1 tRNA gene and 1 rRNA gene are annotated in these 582 nt (G+C 44.5%); both read left to right on the top strand.

Features of this window, described 5'->3' with window-relative positions:
* Positions 1 to 54, top strand: a 16S ribosomal RNA gene (locus AC1DQW_RS27905); the annotation flags it as partial.
* A gap of 279 nt (positions 55 to 333) precedes the next feature.
* Positions 334 to 408, top strand: a tRNA-Ile gene (locus tag AC1DQW_RS27900).
* Positions 409 to 582: the final 174 nt, after the last annotated feature.

The raw sequence follows: 582 nt of genomic DNA, 5'->3' as shown, positions 1-582 counted from the left end.
GCTAAGTCGTAACAAGGTAGCCGTACCGGAAGGTGTGGCTGGAATACCTCCTTTCTGGAGCAGTATCAGTAACGAAGCTATCGTAACAAGTTACCTACATGATTATTTCTTAAAATAGATATGAGACGTCGGATATGAGATGTGAGATAAAAAGCCAAATGCAAATGAAGCTGCTCTCCATACTCAAATCTAATATCTCACATCTATAATTAAACAAAAAGGAAACCCAAAAGATGAAGCCATCAGTGGCAGTAACACATCCGGGTTACGAGATTGAAAGAAATCGGGAAGAGGAGCATCACCAATCGTAAATCCGAAATCCGAAATCGAGACAGTCCTGTAGCTCAGCTTGGTTAGAGCACTACACTGATAATGTAGGGGTCAGCAGTTCAAATCTGCTCGGGACTACGATAGGAGCGGAAAGCAGAAAGCCACAGGCAGCAAGCAGGAAACTTCAGGCTAAGAAAGATAGAAAGGAAAAGGCTTTATGCTTTACACCTTGAGCTTTCGGCACATCTTAAGGGGGATTAGCTCAGCTGGCTAGAGCACCTGCCTTGCACGCAGGGGGTCAACGGTTCGAAT

The sequence above is a fragment of the Mucilaginibacter sp. P5_A4 genome (genome assembly GCF_056400605.1).
This window is presented reverse-complemented; position numbering and strand designations above follow the sequence as displayed.